The organism is Streptomyces sp. SID14515, assembly GCF_010548505.1.
GTDB lineage: Bacteria > Actinomycetota > Actinomycetes > Streptomycetales > Streptomycetaceae > Streptomyces > Streptomyces caviscabies.
The window spans coordinates 1-20245 of the sequence record NZ_JAAGMH010000135.1 but is presented as its reverse complement, the minus strand read 5'-3'; the positions used below and the strand labels follow the sequence as shown (position 1 = coordinate 20245).

17 protein-coding genes and 1 pseudogene are annotated in these 20245 nt (G+C 72.8%); 11 read left to right on the top strand and 7 right to left on the bottom strand.

Features of this window, described 5'->3' with window-relative positions; translation table 11 throughout:
• Positions 1–39 precede the first annotated feature (39 nt).
• Positions 40–975, bottom strand: coding sequence for a M56 family metallopeptidase (locus tag G3I54_RS32325; protein WP_164619930.1), 936 nt, complete (start codon positions 973–975; stop codon positions 40–42).
• 2 nt (positions 976–977) lie between these two features.
• Positions 978–1409 (bottom strand): BlaI/MecI/CopY family transcriptional regulator, encoded by a 432-nt coding sequence (locus G3I54_RS32320; RefSeq protein WP_086778814.1) that lies wholly within the window; start codon positions 1407–1409, stop codon positions 978–980.
• Between the two features lie 252 nt (positions 1410–1661).
• Here G3I54_RS32320 and G3I54_RS32315 point away from each other — a divergent pair, with 252 nt between their 5' ends.
• From G3I54_RS32315 to G3I54_RS32305, 3 genes are all read left to right on the top strand, one after another.
• Positions 1662–2237 (top strand): TerD family protein, encoded by a 576-nt coding sequence (locus G3I54_RS32315; RefSeq protein ID WP_103508141.1) that lies wholly within the window; start codon positions 1662–1664, stop codon positions 2235–2237.
• 61 nt (positions 2238–2298) lie between these two features.
• Entirely contained in the window at positions 2299–2880 is a 582-nt protein-coding gene (locus G3I54_RS32310; RefSeq protein WP_164619928.1) for a TerD family protein, read from the top strand.
• A 72-nt stretch (positions 2881–2952) separates the two neighbouring features.
• A complete protein-coding gene (locus G3I54_RS32305) occupies positions 2953–3711 on the top strand; it encodes a hypothetical protein (RefSeq protein WP_164619926.1) in 759 nt (252 codons plus the stop codon).
• 45 nt (positions 3712–3756) lie between these two features.
• On the opposite strand, the gene G3I54_RS32300 is transcribed toward G3I54_RS32305, so the two are convergent.
• From G3I54_RS32300 to G3I54_RS32290, 3 genes are all read right to left on the bottom strand, one after another.
• Complete coding sequence (locus G3I54_RS32300) at positions 3757–4494, bottom strand: gamma-glutamyl-gamma-aminobutyrate hydrolase family protein (protein WP_164619924.1); 738 nt, start codon at positions 4492–4494, stop codon at positions 3757–3759.
• Between the two features lie 55 nt (positions 4495–4549).
• Positions 4550–6019, bottom strand: a complete 1470-nt coding sequence (gene eat / locus G3I54_RS32295; RefSeq protein WP_164619922.1) for an ethanolamine permease — start codon at positions 6017–6019, stop codon at positions 4550–4552.
• A gap of 160 nt (positions 6020–6179) precedes the next feature.
• Entirely contained in the window at positions 6180–6887 is a 708-nt protein-coding gene (locus G3I54_RS32290) for an FCD domain-containing protein (protein ID WP_343240487.1), read from the bottom strand.
• A gap of 154 nt (positions 6888–7041) precedes the next feature.
• On the opposite strand from G3I54_RS32290, the gene G3I54_RS32285 reads away from it, so the two are divergent.
• From G3I54_RS32285 to G3I54_RS32275, 3 genes are read left to right on the top strand one after another with little or no spacing between them, the layout of a single operon-like run.
• The gene (locus G3I54_RS32285; RefSeq protein ID WP_164619918.1) at positions 7042–8406 is read left to right on the top strand and encodes a glutamine synthetase family protein; all 1365 of its coding nucleotides are present in this window, start codon (positions 7042–7044) and stop codon (positions 8404–8406) included.
• 30 nt (positions 8407–8436) lie between these two features.
• Positions 8437–9831 carry an aldehyde dehydrogenase family protein gene (locus G3I54_RS32280; protein ID WP_164619916.1) on the top strand — a complete coding sequence of 465 codons (1395 nt, stop codon included), beginning with the start codon at positions 8437–8439 and terminating at the stop codon, positions 9829–9831.
• Positions 9832–9836: 5 nt separating this feature from the next.
• A complete protein-coding gene (locus tag G3I54_RS32275; RefSeq protein WP_164619914.1) occupies positions 9837–10622 on the top strand; it encodes a 3-oxoacyl-ACP reductase in 786 nt (261 codons plus the stop codon).
• A gap of 65 nt (positions 10623–10687) precedes the next feature.
• On the opposite strand, the gene G3I54_RS32270 is transcribed toward G3I54_RS32275, so the two are convergent.
• Together G3I54_RS32270 and G3I54_RS39135 are read right to left on the bottom strand one after the other, a co-directional pair.
• The gene (locus G3I54_RS32270; RefSeq protein ID WP_164619912.1) at positions 10688–11893 is read right to left on the bottom strand and encodes a helix-turn-helix domain-containing protein; all 1206 of its coding nucleotides are present in this window, start codon (positions 11891–11893) and stop codon (positions 10688–10690) included.
• A complete protein-coding gene (locus G3I54_RS39135) occupies positions 11890–12042 on the bottom strand; it encodes a hypothetical protein (RefSeq protein ID WP_203687480.1) in 153 nt (50 codons plus the stop codon). Before G3I54_RS39135 ends, G3I54_RS32270 begins: the two co-directional genes overlap by 4 nt.
• Positions 12043–12226: 184 nt before the next feature.
• Here G3I54_RS39135 and G3I54_RS32265 point away from each other — a divergent pair, with 184 nt between their 5' ends.
• The 5 genes and pseudogenes from G3I54_RS32265 to G3I54_RS32245 form a co-directional block, all read left to right on the top strand.
• Positions 12227–13210 carry a DUF3068 domain-containing protein gene (locus tag G3I54_RS32265; RefSeq protein WP_164619910.1) on the top strand — a complete coding sequence of 328 codons (984 nt, stop codon included), beginning with the start codon at positions 12227–12229 and terminating at the stop codon, positions 13208–13210.
• Between the two features lie 263 nt (positions 13211–13473).
• Entirely contained in the window at positions 13474–14655 is a 1182-nt protein-coding gene (locus tag G3I54_RS32260; protein WP_164619908.1) for a glycosyltransferase family 4 protein, read from the top strand.
• Positions 14652–15371 carry a class I SAM-dependent methyltransferase gene (locus tag G3I54_RS32255; protein ID WP_030083088.1) on the top strand — a complete coding sequence of 240 codons (720 nt, stop codon included), beginning with the start codon at positions 14652–14654 and terminating at the stop codon, positions 15369–15371. Before G3I54_RS32260 ends, G3I54_RS32255 begins: the two co-directional genes overlap by 4 nt.
• Entirely contained in the window at positions 15368–19750 is a 4383-nt protein-coding gene (locus tag G3I54_RS32250; protein ID WP_164619905.1) for an alpha-(1->3)-arabinofuranosyltransferase family protein, read from the top strand. The genes G3I54_RS32255 and G3I54_RS32250 overlap by 4 nt, the downstream gene beginning before the upstream one ends.
• Positions 19750–20245 (top strand): annotated as a pseudogene (locus G3I54_RS32245) (condensation protein); the annotation flags it as partial. The gene G3I54_RS32250 and the pseudogene G3I54_RS32245, both read left to right, overlap by 1 nt.

Below are 20245 nucleotides of genomic sequence, written 5' to 3'. Positions count from 1 at the left end.
CCCGCCGGAGCGATCCGGTGGGCCGGCGCCCCGCGAGGGTTACAGCGGTGTCGCCGCCTCCAGGACGAGGAACAGCGCGACGGCCGCGTTCAACGCGGACAGCGCGGAGACGGTCGTCCCGGCCGCGGCGACGAGCGCGGCCACGCCTGCCGGGGTGAGGGCGGGGGGCCAGCCCCGGTCCGGCGGTACCGGGCCCAGGAGGGCCGCCACCCGGCGCGGCACCGGGCCGGCGGCAGCGAAGGCGGCGAAGGCCGTGCCGCCGGGGACCGGGCGGGAGACGAGTGCCGCCTTGCCGACCGCGCGTGCGGTCAGGCGGCGGTCGCCGGTGACCCGGGCCGCCTCCTCGTCCGCCCAGCGCTCGGTGCTGTAGACGAGGGCCCCGAGCAGCGGCCACAGCAGCGGGTTGACGCAGCCGGCCAGCCGCGTCGCGAGCAGCAGGCGGTGGTGGCGGCCCGTCAGATGGGCCCGCTCGTGGGCGAACAGCGCCCGGTGCTCGGCCGGTTCGAGGGAGGCGAGCAGGGCCGTGGAGACCATCACCCGCCCCGGGGAGCCGGGGAGCGCGTAGGCGTACGGGACGTCGTCGGGCAGCACGGCGACGTCGCCGCCGCCCGGCAGACCCGCGAGCGCCCGGTGGGCCCGGGCCCGGAAGCGGTAGTGGCGGTGGACGGTGAATCCGCAGGCCGCCGTGACGGCGACGAGCGCCAGGATGGACGCCTTGCCCGCGAACGCGTCGTGCGGCACGGCGTCGCGGACCTCGTCGTCGGACCAGCCGTCGGGCAGCGGGTTGCCGGGCAGCTGGGCCGTGCCCACGACCACCAGCAGCCCGAGGCACACCAGGCTGCAGGAGGCGAGGATCACGGCGACGGTGGTCAGCAGCCGGGCGGCCCTGCGGGGGTGCAGGTGCTGTTCGGCCAGGCGTGCGATCGGCAACGCGGTCAGGGGCAGGACGAGGGGCAGATAGACGAAGACCCCCATCGTCAGCGCTCCGGCCGGTCCGAGGGCGCGCCGGTGCCGTCGGGACCGCTCTCGGCGAGCAGGGCCCGCAGCAGGTCCTCGTCGTGCGAGGAGAGGACGGAGACGAAGCTGGAGAGCACCGCGTCACGGTCGCTCTGCTTGTCGAGAAGCCGGCGCATCCGCAGGGCGGCGAGCCCCGCCTCGTTCGCCACGGGCTCCCACAGGACGGGGCGCCCCCGTCCGGTGCGGGTGACGGCCTGCTTGGCGTGCAGCCGGGTCAGGATCGTGATGACGGTGCTGTACGACAGGCCCGCGCCGAGCCGTTCCAGCACCCAGGCGGCGGTCACCGGCTCGCTCGCCCCGCCCAGCACCGACAGCACCTGGGCCTCCAGCTCGCCCTGGCCACGCCTGCGGACAGGCGTTTCCCGTTCGCCACCGGCTCCTTCGGCGTCCACGGCCCGCCCCCTTTCTCCTTCTCGCCGCCCGGGCGCGGCACTTCGCCCGCCGGGCATCGGGAAATCGTATCCAGCCGGCGGCGGCACCGGCCACCGGCCGGGGCCGGACCGCTCGCCTCCTGGCACCGAACCTTCTGGCCCCGAAAATCTACAGTGCTGTAGATTTTGTTCATGGTCGCAGTGTGTCCGCGCCGTCACCCGTGGCGTGGCCACCGGCACGTGAACACCCGTCACCGCACAAGGGAGAACATCATGGGCGTGAGCCTGGCCAAGGGCGGAAATGTCTCGCTGAGCAAGGAGGCTCCGGGGCTGACCGCGATCCTCGTCGGTCTCGGCTGGGACGTCCGCACCACCACCGGCGCCGACTACGACCTGGACGCGAGCGCGCTGCTCTGCGACGAGGCGGGCAAGGTGCAGTCCAACGAGCACTTCATCTTCTACAACAACCTGAAGAGCCCCGACGGTTCGGTCGAGCACACCGGCGACAACCTCACCGGTGAGGGCGAGGGCGACGACGAGATCGTCAAGGTCGACCTCTCCTCGGTGCCCGCGACCGTCGCGAAGATCGTGTTCCCGGTCTCGATCCACGAGGCGGAGGGCCGGGGCCAGAGCTTCGGCCAGGTACGCAACGCGTACATCCGTGTGGTGAACCAGGCGGGCGGCGCGGAGATCGCCCGCTACGACCTCAGCGAGGACGCCTCCACCGAGACGGCGATGGTCTTCGGCGAGCTGTACCGGCACGGCGCGGAGTGGAAGTTCCGTGCGGTCGGGCAGGGTTACGCATCCGGCCTGAGCGGCATCATCGCCGACTTCGGCGTCAGTCTCTGAGCCGCCGGGATCCGGACCCGCACCTCCCACCCACGTCACGACAGGCACCGAAGGCGGAACGATGACGATCAACCTCACCAAGGGCCAGCAGGTCAGCCTCACCAAGTCCGGCGGCGGCGAGCTCGACGTCGTACGGATGGGGCTGGGCTGGAAGTCCGCTCCCCGTAAGGGGTTTCTGGCACGGCTGACCGCCCGCGAGATCGACCTGGACGCCTCGGCGGTGCTCTTCGCGGGCCGTGATCCGCAGGACGTGGTCTTCTTCCAGCATCTGACCAGCGACGACGGTTCGGTCCAGCACACCGGGGACAACCGGGTCGGCGGGGCGGGCCAGGGCGGCGACGACGAGTCCATCGTGGTCGATCTGCGGCGCGTGCCGGCCCATGTGGACCAGATCGTCTTCACGGTGAACTCGTTCACCGGCCAGACCTTCGAGGAGGTCGAGGCGGCCTTCTGCCGGCTGGTCGACGAGAGCAACGGCCAGGAGCTGGCCCGGTACACCCTGACCGGCGGCGGGCGGCACACCGCGCAGATCATGGCCAAGGTCCAGCGGACCGGCGCGGGCTGGCAGATGACCGCGATCGGCGCGGCGGCGGACGGGCGGACCTTCCAGGACCTCATGCCCGCGGTCGTGCAGCACCTCTAGGAACATCTCGCCGGACACCGGCGGGCACCACTCCCACCACGCCTGTATCGACAGTATCGACCGAGGGACAGCATGGGCAGACCTTCCCGGCTCGGGGACGAGGACAGATCCGACTACGCGAGCGCGCTCGACGAGGTGATCGCCTCGCCGGACATCCGACGCCTGCTCGAACGCTCGGGGCTCCCCGGCGGTCGGCTGCGTGTGCTGGGCCTGGCGGCCGTCGCGCGCACGACCGCCGACGCCGACGCCGAGTACCGGCGGTACGCGGCTCTGCGGCGGCAGGCGCGGGGCGGGCGGCCGGACGCCGGGATGTCTCCGCTCTCCGGGCCGGGCGACCAGGAGCGGCCGGGCGCCGGAGTGCTGGCGGTCCTCGGGGTACTGACGCCGGTGCTCGCCGCCGTGGCCGCGGCGACGTTCCTGGTCCTCGGGTACGGGCTGCGGCTTTCCGGGAGCCTGCCGGCCCTGGCGGGCACGCTCGTCGGCGTCGGCTGGTCCAGTCTGGTGGTCGCGGCGGTCACGGGCCTGGTCAGCGTCGTCGCCCTCTACCGCAAGGCGGCGAAGCGGTCGGCGGACGGCACGGCGGCCGTGCCCGAACGGTCGCCCGCTCTCCAGGACGCCCGTGAGGCGTGGCTCGCGGCGCTGCGCGACCGGGGGATCCGGCCGTTCCTGCTCGAGCAGCTCGCCGGGATGGCCTCGCCTCCGACGGGCCGGGGCGAGGGCCACGGCTCCGGCTTCAGTTCGCCGGCGTTCGCGGGGCCCGAGTTCTCCGGTCCGGGCTTCGAGGGTTCCGGCGGGGCCGCGGGGTCGCGCCTTCCCGACACCCGCCGCTGAGACCGCGCCGCGCCGCCCCGACATCGCCGACAGGCTCAGCTGAGCTCAGGCGCGTAGGGGCGCTTCCGCGGCGGGCCGGGCGTCGGGCAGGCCCGCCGCTCCCCCGGCGGCCCGGACCAGGGCGGCCATGACCCGGGTGTCCTCGCCCATCTCCGGGTGCCACTGCACGCCGAGCACCAGGCTCCCGTGCCCAGGGAGCTCCAGGGCCTCCACGGTCCCGTCGGGCGCGTGGGCGGAGGCCACCAGACCGGCGCCGAGGCGGTCGACCGCCTGGTGGTGGTAGGCGGGCACCACGGCGGTCTCCGGTACGGCGTCCGCGTACGCGCTGCCGGGCACGGGGGTCACCGGGTGGCTGCCGAAGACGCCGAGGCCGCCGGTGTGGTCGTCCAGATGCTGGTGCAGGGTGCCACCGAGGGCGACGTTCAGGAGCTGCATGCCCCGGCAGATCCCGAGCAGCGGAACCCGCTGTTCGACCGCCGCCCGGATCAGGGCCAGCTCCCAGGCGTCGCGTTCGCGGGCCGGGGGGCCGGTACGGGGGTCGGCGACCGCCCCGTACCGTGCCGGCTCCACGTCCGCTCCGCCGGCGATCACCAGCCCGTCCAGGGCGGCGACGGTGTCCCGGGCCGCGTCCGCCGCGTCGTCGGGCGGCAGCAGCACCGCGAGCCCGCCCGCCGCCCGGACGAGGCGCGGGTAGGCGGCGGGCAGCAGCACCGCGGGCATCTCCCACACGCCCCAGCGGGCCGGGTCCTGGTAGGTGCTGATGCCGATGACGGGCCGGGGCATGGAACGTACTCCTTCGGGTCGAGCGGAACACGGTGATCGTCGGCGGGCGACGGGCTCAGTCGCGGGCGAGTTCGGCCTCGGCCGCCGCCAGGGCGGCGAACTCCTCCTCCGGGGCTCCCGCGACCAGCCGGTGGCGGCTGTAGAGGGCGAAGTAGGCCAGTGCCACCGCGTACACACCGAGCGCGATGAACGCCGCGTCGCGGTCCACCAGGAAGGTCGCCACCAGCGCCGAGCATGCCAGAACGAAGGCCACGGACGAGGTGAGCGCGCCGCCGGGGGTGCGGTAGGGGCGCGGCAGCTCCGGTTCGCGGCGGCGCAGCATCATGTGGGAGAGCGCCATGAGGGCGTAGCTGATCGTGGCGCCGAAGACGGCGACGTTCAGCATCCGGCCGCCGTTGCCGCTCCAGGCGGCGAGCGTGAACCCGATGATCCCGGGGATCAGCAGGCCGAGGTAGGGGGACTTGCGGCGGTTGGTCAGCGAGAGGAAGCGCGGCAGGTAGCCGGCCCGGGAGAGGGCGAACAGCTGACGGGACCCGGCGAAGATCAGGGAGAAGAAGGAGGCGACCAGGCCGGCGAGGCCCGCGTAGTTCACGAAGCGGCTCAGGACGGTCGGCTCGCCGCTGCCCTGCAGGGCCACCACCAGCGGGTTTCCGGCCTCCTTGATGGCGTTGGCGCCCTGGGCGCCGGTGGCGGAGACGAAGGTGATGAGGGCCAGGAAGACCAGGACGGCGAGCGAGATGGCCAGGGCCTTCGGCATCGAGCGGACCGGGTCCTTGGCCTCCTCGGCGGCGAGCGGCACGCCCTCCACGCCGAGGAAGAACCACATGCCGAAGGGGAAGGCGGCCCAGATGCCGAGGAGCCCGTAGGGCAGCCAGGAGTTGGAGCCGAAGGCGGAGGCGTCCGCCGGGATGTCGTTGAGGCGGCCCGCGTCGAACTCGGTGAACGCGCCGACGGCGAAGATCAGGAGGGCGGCCACCGCGATGGCGGTCACCACCAGGCTGAAGCGGAGCGCCTCGCCGACGCCCCAGAGGTGGATGCCGATGAAGATCGCGAAGCAGGCGAGATAGACGGGCCAGCCGGAGGTGAGCCCGAACAGGCCGAGTGATTCGACGTAGTCGCCGATGAAGAGGGAGATGGCGGCGGGGGCGAGGATGTACTCGATGAGGATGGCCGTGCCGGTCAGGAAGCCGCCCCAGGTGCCGAGCGCCCGCCGGGCGAAGCCGTAACCGCCGCCCGCCGTGGGCAGGATGGCGGAGAGTTCGGCCAGGGCGAAGACCAGACACGCGTACATGACGCCCATCAGGACCATGGCCGCGGCGAGTCCGCCGAAGCCGCCCTTGGAGAGGCCGATGTTCCAGCCGGAGAAGTCGCCGGAGACGACATAGGCGACGCCGAGCCCGGTCAGCAGGAGCCAGCCGGCGCTGCCCCGGCGCAGGGTGCGGCGGTGCAGATACGCGTCCGTGCCGGACGTTCCCGGATCTGCGCCGCCGGATGGTCCGGCGGGTGTTTCGGTTCCCTGAGCCATGGGCGCTCCCGATGTCTGTCGGCTCCGCGGTGGGGAGTCGATGGCACTGCGTCGGTCAAAGGTTCGTCGGCACACCTTTGTGGAACGGATGAGCGGATGGCAAGGGCCGTGCGTTAAAGAGTGGTTACGGATTCGGCGCGCCGGTCCGTCGGGGATCGGCTCAGGCGAGGAAGCCGCGCAGCAGGGCCGCCGTGCCGCCGCAGTGTTCGCGCATCATCTCGCGCGCCGCGTCCGGATCCCGGTCGAGGACCGCCTCGACGACGGCCGCGTGCTGCTGCTGGGAGTGCTCCAGGTTGCGCACGAGCAGCGGGATGCCGTCGAGCAGTTCGTTGAGGGTGGCCCGGACCGCGGCGTACTGGGCGGCGAGGGTACGGGAGCCGGAGAGTTCGGCGAGGGTGAGGTGGAGCAGGGTGTCCTGGCGGCGGTAGTCCTCCAGCCGTGCCCCCTGAGTGGCGTCGAGCGCCCCCCGCAGCCGGGTCTCGCCGTCGGCCGTGAGCCCTTCGGCGCACAGGCCCGCCGCCCCGGCCTCCAGCACCTCACGGAAGCGCAGGGTGTCCTCCACGTCGACGGCGGCGATGCGGCGGCGCAGTTCGTCGCTGCCGTCGGGGGCGGCGGTGCGCGGCAGGACGAACGTTCCTCCGTAGCGGCCGCGGCGGCTCTCGACCATGTTCTGGTCCTGGAGAACCTTGAGGACCTCGCGCAGCGTGACCCTGCTGATCCGCAGCTGCTGGGACAACTCGCGTTCGGAGGGCAGCCGTTCGCCGGGCGGGACCAGGCCAAGCCGCAGGAGTTGGAGGACCTGTTCCAGCGCCTCCTCGAAGCCGTTGCCCGCGCGGACGGGGCGCAGCACAAAGGCCGGCCGGCCGATCGCGGCGCCCGGCTCGCCCGCCGTCGCGTCGGTGGCGGCTGCCGCCGGACGGGTGTCGTCCACTCTCTCCCTCGTGGCCACTGGCGGATCCCCTTCCCAAGCAATGGTTCCCTGTCATACCTTAAGCCTCCCGGTTCACCCAAGGAGGCATCCCGTGGCAGACCGCACACCCCCGCTCGGCGTCGACGAGCTCCGCTCACGTGTCGCGGACGGGTCGATAGACACTGTGGTGCTGGCCTTCCCGGACATGCAGGGCCGGCTTCAGGGGAAGCGGTTCGCGGCCGGGTTCTTCCTGGACGAGGTGCTGGAGCACGGTACCGAGGGCTGCAACTACCTCCTGGCCGTGGACACCGAGATGCGGACCGTCGACGGCTACGCGATGTCCTCGTGGGAGAACGGCTACGGCGACTTCGGCATGGTCCCCGACGCCGCCACGCTGCGCCCCGTGCCCTGGCACGAGGGCACCGCCCTCCTGATCGCGGATCTCGCCTGGCACGACGGCAGTCCGGTCGTCGCGGCGCCGCGCCAGATCCTGCGCCGTCAGCTCGACCGGCTGGCGGAGCTCGGCTACACGGCGCAGGTGGGCACGGAGCTGGAGTTCATCGTCTTCCGGGACAGTTACGAGGAGGCCTGGGACCGCGACTACCGCGGGCTGACCCCGGCCAACCAGTACAACATCGACTACTCCATCCTCGGCACCGGCCGGATCGAGCCGCTGCTGCGCCGCATCCGCAACGAGATGCAGCAGGCCGGGCTGACCGTCGAGTCCGCCAAGGGCGAGTGCAATCCCGGTCAGCACGAGATCGTCTTCCGCTACGACGAGGCGCTCACCACCTGCGACCAGCACGCCGTCTACAAGACGGGCGCCAAGGAGATCGCGGCCCAGGAGGGCGTCTCGCTGACCTTCATGGCCAAGTACGACGAGCGCGAGGGAAACTCCTGCCACATCCACCTCTCGCTGACCGACGCGGACGGCGAGAACACGATGGCGGGCGAGGGCGAGGACGGCATGTCCGAGCTGATGCGGCACTTCCTGGCCGGCCAGCTCGCCGCCCTGCGCGACTTCTCCCTCCTCTACGCGCCCAACATCAACTCCTACAAACGCTTCCAGCCCGGCTCCTTCGCCCCCACCGCCGTGGCCTGGGGCGTCGACAACCGCACCTGCGCCCTGCGGGTCGTCGGCCACGGGCGCTCGATGCGCTTCGAGAACCGGCTGCCCGGCGGCGACGTCAACCCGCATCTGGCCGTCGCCGGTCTTGTCGCCGCCGGACTGTACGGGGTCGAGCACCGGCCGCCGCTGCCCGAGGCGTGTACGGGCAACGCCTACACCGGGGACTACGACCAGGTGCCGACGACGCTGCGCGAGGCGGCCGAGCTGTGGGAGGCCAGCCCCATCGCCAAGGAGGCGTTCGGCGAGGAGGTCGTCGCGCACTACCTCAACATGGCCCGGGTCGAACTGGCCGCGTACGACTCCGCGGTGACCGACTGGGAGCTGCGCCGCTCCTTCGAACGCCTCTGACCGCTCCCTCTTCCTGATCGAGGTCCGTACGTGTCACAGCACTCCGCGGCGTCCACCCTGGACGTCCTGAACCCGGCGACCGCCGAGGTCGTCGCCACCGTCCCCGCCGCCTCCGCCGCCGATGTGGACGCCGCCGTCACCCGCGCGGCGGCCGCCCAGGGGCGCTGGGCGGCCGCCGCGCCCGCCGACCGGGCCCGGCTGCTGCGCCGCTTCGCCGTGGTCGTCGACGAACACATCGAGGAACTGGCCAAGTTGGAGGTCCGCGAGGCCGGCCACACCATCGGCAACGCCCGGTGGGAGGCGGGCAACGTCCGCGACCTCCTCGACTACAGCGCGGGCGGGGCGGAGCGGCTGCTCGGTCGGCAGATCCCGGTCGCGGGCGGTATCGACTTCACCGTCCTGGAGCCGCTGGGCGTCGTCGCCGTCATCGCACCGTGGAACTTCCCGATGCCGATCGCCGCCTGGGGTCTCGCCCCGGCCCTCGCGGCGGGCAACGCCGTCCTCCTCAAGCCCGCCGAGACGACCCCGCTCACCGCTCTCCGGCTGGCCGAACTCGCCCTGGAGGCCGGTCTTCCCGACGGTCTTTTCCAGGTGCTGCCCGGCGAGGGCCCGGTGGCCGGAAGCGCCCTGGTGGAGCACCCGGGCGTCGCGAAGATCGTGTTCACCGGCTCCACCCGGACCGGCAAGCACATCATGACCCGCTGCGCGGAGCGCGTGAAGCGGCTCACCCTGGAGCTGGGCGGCAAGAGCCCCAACCTCGTCTTCGCCGACGCGGATGTGGCGGCCGCCGCGGCGGCCGCCCCGATGTCCTTCCTGGACAACGCCGGTCAGGACTGCTGCGCCCGGACCCGGATCCTGGTCGAGCGGTCCGTGTACGACCGTTTCCTGGAGCTGCTCGTACCGGCCGTCGCCGCCGTGGTGGTGGGCGACCCGGCCGACGAGAAGACGCAGATGGGCCCGCTGATCTCGGCGCTCCAGCTGGACCGGGTGCGGGGCTTCGTCGACGGGGACCGTGGCGCCGACGGCGTACGGACCATCCTCGGAACGGCCCCCGATGGCCCCGGGTTCTGGTATCCGCCGACCGTCCTCACCGGCGTCTCGCCGGATGCGCCGGTGGCCGTGGAGGAGGTCTTCGGGCCGGTCGCGGTGGTCCTGCCGTTCGAGGACGAACAGGACGCGCTGCGGCTGGCCAACGCCACCGAGTACGGCCTCGCCGGCTCGGTCTGGACCCGGGACGTCGGGCGCGCGCTGCGCGTCGGACAGGGGCTGCGGGCGGGCAACCTCTCGGTCAACTCGCACTCCAGCGTGCGCTATTCGACCCCCTTCGGCGGCTACAAGCAGTCGGGCCTGGGCCGCGAGCTCGGCCCGGACGCCCTGGCCGCCTTCACCGAAACCAAGAACGTCTTCATCAGCACGGAGGCCTGAGCACCATGACCGACACTTCTTCCGTCTGCCGCCGCCTGGTCGGCCGCACCGCCGTCGTCACCGGAGCCGGCAGCGGCATCGGTCTGGCCACCGCCCGGCGGCTGGCCGCCGAGGGCGCGCACGTCGTCTGCGCCGATGTGGACGAGGAGCGCGGCAAGGCCGCCGCCGAGGAGACGGGCGGGCTCTTCGTCCGTACCGACGTCACCGACGCCGAGGAGGTGGAGGCCCTCTTCAAGGCCGCGTTCGACACCTACGGCTCGGTCGACATCGCGTTCAACAACGCGGGGATCTCGCCGCCCGACGACGACTCCATCCTGGACACCGGCCTGGAGGCCTGGCGGCGGGTGCAGGAGGTCAATCTGACCTCCGTGTTCCTCTGCTGCAAGGCGGCCATTCCCTATATGCGCGCGCAGGGCAGGGGCTCCATCATCAACACGGCCTCGTTCGTGGCCCGGATGGGCGCGGCCACCTCGCAGATCTCGTACACCGCGTCCAAGGGCGGGGTGCTGGCGATGTCGCGCGAGCTGGGTGTGCAGTTCGCGCGCGACGGCATCCGGGTCAACGCCCTGTGCCCCGGGCCGGTCAACACCCCGCTGCTCCAGGAGCTGTTCGCCAAGGACCCGGAGCGGGCCGCCCGGCGTCTGGTGCACATCCCGGTCGGCCGGTTCGCCGAGCCGACCGAGATCGCCGCGGCGGTGGCGTTCCTGGCGAGCGACGACTCCTCGTTCGTGAACGCCACGGACTTCCTGGTCGACGGCGGGATCGCCGGGGCCTACGTCACCCCGGTCTGATCCCGAAGCTCCCCCCACGGCCCCGGCGGCCGGACGTCCTTGGACGTCCGGCCGCCGGTCGCCGTTCAGCGCGGGGCCGGGGCCAGCTCGCCCCTGAGGCGTTGGGCGCGGAGCACCAGCAGCATCTCGAAGCGCTGGTCCGGTTCGTCGATGGCGTCGCCCCACAGCTCGCGGATCTGCCGCAGCCGGTAGCGGGCCGTCTGCGGGTGGACGCCGAGGCGCGCGGCCACCTCGGGGGCGCCGCCGGGGGTCTCGATCCAGGCGAGCAGCGTCTCGGCCAGCCGCTTCGTCTGCGTCGGGCTGAGGCCGTCCAGCGGGGCGAGGCAGCGGCGGGCGGCGGCGTCGATCAGCTCCTGGGCCGGGAGGAGCAGCAGCTCCTCCGTCCGTTCGGTGCAGTACAGCACCTCGCCCTGCGGCAGCAGATCCTTCTTGATCAGCTGGACCGCTGTCTCGGCCCAGCGCAGCGAGGTCGCCGCGGCCGCCAGCGGGACCGCCGGGCCGATCGCCCCGGACCAGCCGGCCGTGGCGCGCCGCAGGATCTCCGCGCGACCCGCCGTGTCCGGATCCGGGATGACGATGCGCGGCTGCTCGCTCTCCATCTCCAACAGGATGCCCTGCCCCACCGCGGGGGCCACGGCCTCGCGGGCCGGGCGCATGAGCACGCCCACGGCGATCGTCTCCGGCAGCTCCCAGCCGATCCGGGCGGCCCGCTCGGCCAGGCCCCGGGCCGCGTCGCCGCGGTGTTCCATCAGGAGGAGCTCGATCAGCTGGCGCTGGAGGCGGAGCCGTTCGCTGGCGCGCCGGGCCGCCGCCTCGGCGTAGCCCCGTACCGACTGTTCCACGAGCCCGTCCAGATACTCGAATCCCGATTCGGCCAGCTCGTACATGGCGGGCGCGGGGATGTCGACCTGCTGGCCGATCTCGGCGAGCCTGCGCCAGGTGAGCCGGACCCCGAGGCGATAGATGGCCTGCAGCGCGTCGAGGCTGCGGCCCTCGAGGCCCTCACCCCGGCCGAACTCCTGGAACATCTCCGGCGGCACCCGTGGGTGGGCGCCGGCGGTGAGGTTGTGGACGAAGCCTTCGATGGCGCGGCGGATGCCGACGAGGGCCAGCGGCTCCCCGGACTCGTCCTCGACCAGGTGCAGATAGGGATATTCCTGGCGTATCTGGTACAGGATCGTCTGGGCGAGCTCCGGGGCCTCGGACCGGGCGATCTCCTCGAAGCGGTCGAGCTTCGACCGGGGGACCTCCTGCCAGGCGGGGCGCGTCACGGAGCTGCCGGGCCGGTGTCATAGCTGATCAGGGGGGTGTTGGGCTGGTCGGGAGTGGCGTCGAGCAGTGCCACGATGCCGACCGCCGCACCAACGGCGAAGCTCGCGGCCACCAGAACGGTGACAGCGGCGGCGATGAGTCTGCGCATAGTCGGGTCAGCTCCTTGCTGGAGACGATCCCCACCCCTTCAGCCGGGCCCCTCCGGCTGGGACACAGTGTCGACAGCACATTGACATTCCGTCAAGGGCTTGCTTACTGTTCACGCCAATCAAGGGCTGACCGGCCCGGGGCCCGTGCACCTCCGCGAAGAGATTCGACCCAGGAGTGCCCGGATGCGCCACAACGCTTCACCCCTGTCGCTTGTCCTGCTGGGGGCAGGGGTCTTTCTGCTCGTCCTCGCGCCGCTGCTCGTCTGGTACGTCCAGCCGCATGCCAAGCGCACCCCCATAGACATCGACACCACCACCGTCTTCACCGGGACGGGCAGCTACTTCGACACCTCCGAGGTGGAGACGGTCGAGGGCAGAACGATCACGATCACCCGGCAGGTGCGCGGGGACGTGGCCGACAGCGAGAAGAGCGGCAACGCCGTGTGGGACGTGTCCACCTCGGTCGACCACCAGGGCACCCTGCCCGCCTCGGACCCCCGTGACGCCCTCCAGTGGACGCTGGAGCGCTGGGTGACCGACCGCTCCACCAACGAGCCGGTGCACTGCTGCGAGGAGTCCCCGACCTTCGACGGGGAGGCGTACCTGAAGTTCCCCTTCGACGTCGAGAAGCGCTCCTACCGCTGGTGGGACAGCACGCTCGGCGGTGTGGTGCGCCTGTCCTACGCCGGTGAGAAGGAGATCCAGGGCTACTCCGGCTATCTCTTCAAGGGCGAGGTGGAGCCCACCAGGACCGGCGTGCGCCAGGTGCCGGGGCTGCTCGTGGGGAAGAAGAAGACCCCGCAGGTGCTGGCCGAGGAGTGGTATTCCAACAGCGGCATCGAGCTGGTCGTGGACCGGCGGACCGGCCGCATCATCAACGCGGCGATCGGGCCGAAGAAGACGCTGCGCGCCCCGGGCTCCAAGAAGGACGCCGTCGTGCTGCTGGAGAGCAAGCGGGTGGAGTTCACCGAGGAGACCCAGCTCAAGCAGGTCGAGCTCGCTTCGGCGGACAGCGACCGGCTGGCGATGCTCGGCACGACCGCGCCGGCCGGGGCCCTCGGACTGGGCGGCGTGCTGGCGATCGCGGGCGTCGTGCTCGTCGTGCGGGGGCGTCGGACGGAGCCAGAAGCTCCGAATACTCACATGATGACGATTCCGCACACCTGAGTTACCGGCAAGTTGTTGCACCGGTGAGTAGCCGGGCGCGTACCCGTGCCGAAAACTGTCTATCCCCACCAGAGCACGGCCCCCCGGTCTCGTCCTTCCCTTTCCCCTTCTCCTTCCTTCCTCGTTCTTCTCCGTACTTCGCTCTTCTCCGTACTCCGCTTCTCCTCCACCCTCGTCCCGCTCCCCGCCCCGTACCGCACGGCCCTCGACCCCGTGGGCCGCTCCCCCGATGTCCCCGCACCCCGAGCCGAGTTGGAGCACCGATGCCCCAGCACGTACCTCCCCCACTGCTCGACGCCGCCGCACGTCCGGGTCAGGGCCCGGCGTCCGTCCCGGTTCCCGCCGCCCCCAGACGCATCGTCTTCCTCGCCCACCGCGACCTGGGCAATCCGGCCGCCGGCGGCTCCGAGCTGCTGGTCGACCAGCTTGCCCTCGGCCTCACCGAGCAGGGCCACGACGTCACGCTGCTGTGCGGCGGGCAGGCCGCCCGCCGGCCCTACCGGGTCGTCTCGGCGGGCAGCACGCTGGGGCACTACGTCGGCGCACGGTCCGCGTTCGCCCGGCACATCGGGGCGTGCGACCTGCTCGTCGAGGTCTGCAACGGCATGCCGTACCTGGCGCCCCTGTGGCACCGCGGACCCACGGTGTGCCTGGTCAACCATGTGCACACCGACCTGTGGGACATGCGCTTCCCGACGCCGGTGGCCCGTGCCGGGCGCAAGCTCGAACACTGGGCGCTGTCCCGGGCCTACCGCGACCACCTGATGATCGCGGTGTCCCCGTCCACGGCGGGCGCCCTGCGTGAACTGGGCGTGCCCGACCGGCGGATCCGGGTGGTGCACAACGGAGTCCAGGAGCCGAGCCCGCAGGGCGAGAGGTCCGCCACACCGCTGTTCGTGGCGCTGGGCCGGCTCGTCGACTACAAGCGCATCGATCTGCTGCTCCAGCTCTGGGAGCGGGTCCGGCCGGTCACCGGCGGCCGGCTCGTCATCGTCGGTGACGGCCCGGAGCGGGCCCGGCTGGAACAGCTCGCCGGTCCCGGTGTGGAGTTCGCCGGTCATGTGACCGAGGCCGAGAAGCACCGGCTGCTCTGTGCCGCGTGGATGCTGCTGCACCCGGCGGCCGTGGAGGGCTGGGGGCTCGTCGTCACGGAGGCGGCGGCCCGGTCCACCCCGACCCTGGGCTTCGACGTGCCGGGGCTGCGCGACTCCGTCGAGGACGGTGTCACCGGGATCCTCGCTCCGGGCGCGTCCTCCTTCGCCGCCGCCTGGTGTGCGCTGGCCCTGGACGACGAGCGGCGCGAGACGATGGGCAAGGCGGCCCGCGAACGCGCCGCCGACTACCGGTGGACCGCCAGTGTGCGCCGGTTCGCCGCGGTGGCCGCCGAGGCGGCCGCCGGTGCGGCGAACGGCCCGAGCGCCCCGGCGATCGGTGCGAGCGCGTGAAGGACCCCTCGTTCCGGCGGTCGGCCGCCCTGTTCCGCGCCTTCCTGCGCGAACAGGGCGACCCCGCCACCGCGTACACCCTGCTGGCCCGTGACGCGGCCGACCAGGTCGAGCGGCACGGTCCGCTCCGGGACAAGGTCGTCGTGGACATCGGCGGCGGCGACGGCTACTTCACCCGGGAGTTCCGGCGGCGCGGTGCGCACAGCTACCTCTTCGAACCGGATCCGGCGGAGATCGGCCCCGGGCAGCGCGCGGACACCGTCGTCGCCGACGGTTATCTGCTGCCGCTCGCCGACGGCGCGGCCGACGTCTGCTTCTCCTCCAACGTGCTGGAGCACGTCGCCGACCCCCACACCTTCCTCAGCGAGATGGCCCGGGTGACCCGCCCCGGCGGCCTCATCTACGTCTCCTACACCAACTGGCTCTCCCCGTGGGGCGGCCACGAGTGGGCGCCCTGGCACTACCTCGGCGCCGAACGCGCCCGGAGCCGCTACGAGCGGCGCACCGGCGGCCCGGCCAAACACCGGCTCGGCGAGAACCTGTTCAAGATCGGCGTCGGCGAGACGCTGAGCCATGTCCGGAGCCGCTCCGACGTGGCCGTCGTCTCGGCCCGCTCGCGCTACTGGCCCGTCCTTCCCCAGCTCGTGCCGCGGATCCCCGTACTGCGGGAGTTCGCCACCTGGAACCTCCTCCTCATCCTCCGGCGGTGTTCATGACCAGCGCTGTCCACCCACCCCGGCCCACGGCCCCGGACGGCGCGGGTCCCGTGCCGCCGGGCTCCCCCGAGGGCCCGCCCCCGCCCCGGTCGCGGCGTTGGCTGCTGGGCTTCTGGGCCGCCGTGTTCGCGGCGTTCCTCGCGGTGTCGCCCGGGCGGATGACGTTCGACACCAAGCTCGGCGTCGTCGCGGACCCCTGGCGTTTCCTGGGCGACCTGGGCGAGCTGTGGCACAGCCGGGCCGGGTTCGGCGGGATCGCCGACCAGTACGTGGGCTACGCCATCCCGATGCTGCCGTACTACGGGGCGGCCGACCTGCTGCACGTACCGGTCTGGCTCGCGGAGCGGCTGTGGCTCTCGCTGATCGTGGCGACCGCCTTCTGGGGTGCGCTGCGGCTGGCGGAGCGGCTGCGCGTGGGCTCCCCGGCCACCCGGCTGCTGGGTGCGGTGGTGTACGCGCTGTGGCCGACGTACACGATCGTCGTGGGCTCGACCTCGGCCGCGGCCCTGCCAGGCGCCCTGCTGCCGTGGGTGCTGCTGCCGCTGACGAACCCGCGGCTGGCGCCGAGGATCGCCGCGGCCCGCTCCGCGCTGCTGATCCCGCTGATGGGCGGGGTCAACGCCGCCTCCACGCTGGCCTCGCTGCTGCCGGTGGGGCTGTATCTGCTGTCCCGGCCGGGCGGACCGCGCAAGCGCGCGCTGCTGGCCTGGTGGATACCGGGCGTGATCCTGGCGACCGCCTGGTGGATCGTGCCGCTGCTGCTGCTCGGAACCTTCGGCGAGAACTTCATGCCGTACGTGGAGTCCTCGTACACCACCACGACGACCATGTCAGCGACGGAGATGCTGCGCGGCGGCGGGAACTGGGTCGGCTATCTGAACTTCGGCGAGGCCTGGCTGCCCGCCGGCTGGACCGTCGCCACCGCGACCGTCACCATCCTCGGCTCGGCGCTCGCCGCCGCCCTGGGGCTGGCGGGTCTGGCGCGGCGTGATCTGCCCGAGCGCCGCTGGCTGGTGCTCACCGTCCTGAGCGTCGCGCTCGTGACGCTGGCCGGTTACGGCGGCGCGCTGGGCGGGCTGTTCCACGGGACCGTGCAGGAGTGGCTGGACGGCTGGCTGGTGCCGTTCCGGAACATCTACAAGTTCCAGACGGGTGTGGCGCTGGCCCTGGCTCTGGGGCTCGCGCACGTCACGGCGGTGGCCTCCGTCGCCGTCGCGGCGCGCGGTGGCGGCAACGCGGTGCGGGCCCGCCGGCTCGCGCCGGTGGTCGCCGCCGTGATCGTGCTGCCGGGCCTGGCCTGGCCGTACGTCAACGGCTCGATCCTGCAGACGGGTTCGTTCCAGCAGCTGCCGAAGTACTGGGAGGCGACCGGGGGTTGGCTGAAGAAGAACTCGGCGAACGACCGCGCCCTGGTGGTCCCGGCGACCGCGCACGGCATCTACACCTGGGGCTCCCCCATCGACCAGCCGCTGGACGTGCTGGCGAACTCACCCTGGGCGCAACGGGATTACGTTCCGTTCGGCACGCCGGGCAACCGGCGGGCGATGGACGCCGTCGAGCAGGCGCTGACCTCCGGCGGCGAGGTTCCCGGGCTGAGCGAGTATCTGAACCGGGCCGGTCTGCACTATGTGGTGGTCCGCAACGACCTGGATCCCGACCAGCTCGGGTACGTCCCCACGACGACGGTGAAGCGCACGCTGGAGGCCTCCGGGTACCAGCGCGTGACCGGGTTCGGTCCGGTGATGACCGGCGGCCGGATCGCCGCGGACACTCCCGTACAGGTCGAGGGCCTCTATCCGCGGCAGCGGGCCGTGGAGATCTACGAGCCGCCCGCCGGGACGGAGCGTCCGGGCCGGGCGAGCACGGCTCCGGTGGCCTCGACGGCCGTCGTGAGCGGCGGGCCGGAGTCGCTGCTCCCGCTGTCGGCGAGCGGCGCGCTGGAAGGCCGGCCGGCCGTGCTGGCCGGTGACGCGCACCCGGGCCTGGGACGGCCCTCGCTGTACGCGGCGGGCGACGGGCTGCGGCGCGCCGACACCCGGTTCGGGCTGGTCAACTCCAACACCTCGTACACGTACACCGCGGATGAGCGCAACGCCGCCGAGGCCGCGCAGGATCCGGGCCGGAGCCCCCGGCAGATCCTGCCGACGTCCGGCGCGGAGCATCAGACGACCGCCGTGCTGCGCGGGGCGAAGAAGGTCAGCGCCTCGTCGGTGGGCAACTGGCTGTTCCATCTGCCGCAGTACGACCCGGTCAACGCGTTCGACGGCAATCCGGACACCGGCTGGGCGGAGGGCTCGCCGGGCTCGCCCGAGAACGAGTGGGTGCGGATCGACTTCACCACCCCGACGGACCTTCCGGGCTCGCTCCAGGTGACACCGCTGCCCAGCGCGAACGTGCGGGCCGCGCCGACCGTCGTCCGGGTCGAGACCGACCGGGGCTTCAAGGACAGTCCGCTGCGGGCGGACGGGTCGGCGCAGCAGGTGGCCGCGCCCGCCGGGCAGGCGGCCTGGCTGAAGGTGACGATCCTGGAGTCCCAGCAGGGGCGTCCGGGTCTCACCGGAGCAGGCTTCACCGATATCGCGATCCCCGGGGTGCAGGTGACCCGGATGCTGGAGCTGCCCACGGACGCGCCGCGTGAGGGCGCGGACTCCACGGTCTACTCGCTGCGGCGCGGCAGTGACCCGGGCGGTCTGTCGTCGGTGGCGGCCGAGGTCGGTCTGCACCGGCAGTTCACCGCCCAGGAGGCGGGCACGTACAAGGTGTCCGCGAGTGCCGTTCCGGTGCCCGGGGACGACCTGGACAAGCTGCTGTTCGAGCTGACGGGCGAGCGGGACAAGATCGAGGTGAGCGCCGACTCCACGGCACGGCTGGGCACCAACCTCAGTCCGCGCAATCTGACCGACGGTGATCTGACCACGGCGTGGATCGCAGGCGAACGCCCCGTACTGCATCTGTCGTGGCCGGAGAAGAAGGAGGTCGGCGAGATCGTCTTCGCGGCGGCCGGCGGTCTGTCCACCCGGCCCGAGCAGGTGCAGATCAGCTCACCGGACGGTACGGCGGTGGCGGCCGTGGACGAGAACGGCATGGCCCGCTTCTCGCCGATCAACACCGACCGGATGGACATCACCATCTCGCGTCAGGCGCCGCTGACCGTCCACAACCCGGTCGCCGACGACCAGTTGCAGCTGCCGGTCGGTCTGAGCGAGGTCTACATCCCGGCGCTGGAGGAGTACCGCTCACCGCAGCCGAAGCCGGACAAGACCTTCAGCCTGGCCTGCGGCAAGGGCCCGGTCCTGTCGGTGGGCGGCACGTTCCTGGAGACCCGGGCCGAGGGCCGGGTGCGGGACCTGACCCAGCGCCGCCCCATCGAGGTCACGCCGTGCACGAAGGACGGCTCGGTGGAGCTGGCCGCCTCGTCCACCACCGTCGAGGCGGGGGACGCGGGACCGCTCGCCATCACGGACGTCACGCTGAGCAACGGCACGTCCGAGGCCGGGGCGAGCACGCCGCGGTCGGTGGACGTCGAGCAGGGCGACGGCGACCGGCGCACGATCTCCGTCGGCTCAGGCGCGGCCTCCTACCTCCAGATCCACGAGAACCACAACGCGGGCTGGAAGGCCACCCTGGACGGCGAGGAGCTGACGCCGCTGCGGATCGACGGCTGGCAGCAGGCCTGGCTGGTCCCGGAGGGCGAGGGCGGCAAGGTCACCCTGGAGTACGAGCCGGCCCGGATCTACCAGGTGGGTCTGATCGGCGCGGGGGCGCTGCTCCTGGTGCTCGTGGGACTCGCCTTCGTACGCCGTCGGGGAGCCGGGTCGTACGCGGCCGAGGAGCAGCCCGTGCCGCCGGGGCCGGGTCTGGTGCTGGGCACGGTGGCGCTCACCCTGGTGGGTGTGGTGATCGCGGGGCCGCTGGCCCTGGCGGTGCCCCTCCTCGCCGTACTCGCCCACTTCCGGCCGCGGTTGCTCGCTCCGGTGGCGTTCGCGGCGATGGCCGCCGCGGGTGTCGTCGCGGCGGTGGGCACCGGGGACACCACGGCATCGGACGAGGGCGCGTTCGGTGCGACGGCCCAGTTCCTGGCCCTGGTCGGCCTGTTCGCGGCGCTGGTCACGGTCGGACGCGGACCGCTCGGCCGGCGGGCCGCCGGTGGCCCGGGCACGGCCGCCCCGGCCACGGCGGGCGGCGAGGCGCCCACGGTTCCGGCGCAGGCCGCCTCGCCCTCGGGCCGGACGGTGTCCACCGACCCGAAGCGGCCGCAGGGAACTCCGCCGCCCGCTCCCGGAGTCGGGTACGGGTCCGAGGCGGGCGACGGCGGTGACGCTCCGGCACAGCGGCCGGGCGGTCAGCAGCCGCCGCCCCGTCCCGGAGGGAGCGCCTGATGGCGACCACACAGCCGTCGCGGGCGCGGGGCGGCGTGCCCCGGCCCGGGCCCCCGGCCCGGGTGCCGTTCCCGGTGGTCGACGAGGTGGCCCGGCACTGCGAGCAGGACGCCGAGCCGAACACGGTGCACATCGAGATCCATCTGCCCGGCCGGGTGGACGAGGGGCGGCTGCGCTCCGCGTTCGCCGAGGCGCTGGCCCGGCACCCCCGGGCGCTGATGCGGGAGCGACCCCGGGGCGCGTTCGCCCGGCGCTACGAGTGGGAGCTGACCGGGAGCGCCGACGCGGATCCGGTCTCCTTCCCGCCGTCCGGGCCCGGCGCCCTGGCCCGGGCCCGGGCCAGGGCGCTGGACCAGGCCCCGCCGCTGACCGCGTCGCCGCCGCTGCGGCTGGACGTGGTCCGGGAGCCGGGCGGCGAGGGCTGTGTGCTGGTGTTCGCCGTGCACCACACCGCTCTGGACGGCCCGGCGTGCATGCGGCTGGCGGCGACGGCCG